Consider the following 234-nt stretch of genomic DNA (forward strand, 5'->3'; position numbering starts at 1 on the left):
GGCGATGTCCTGTCGACCACGTACAGCGGCGCGATCTATGCGGGACGGCAGGACTGGGCGCGCGTCGGAAAGGCGCACGATGTCGGCACGCACTGCCTGCTCCCTGGAGCTGTCGTCGTAGCGCTTGGCCATGACCCTCGCTTCGGTGAGCTAGCGCTCGTTGAAATGCAGGCGGGCGAGGCAGCGTTTGACGCAGTATCGTGCGGTGTCGGCTCGATGGTGTTCATCGATGAT

Annotated in this window: 1 protein-coding gene; it reads left to right on the top strand. The window is 64.1% G+C overall.

The window, feature by feature from the left end; translation table 11 throughout:
• On the top strand, positions 1-234 hold a 234-nt coding region (locus SB753_RS41595), incomplete at both ends, for a hypothetical protein (protein WP_410805762.1).

The organism is Paraburkholderia sp. SIMBA_053 (assembly GCF_046534895.1).
Taxonomy (GTDB): domain Bacteria; phylum Pseudomonadota; class Gammaproteobacteria; order Burkholderiales; family Burkholderiaceae; genus Paraburkholderia; species Paraburkholderia caledonica.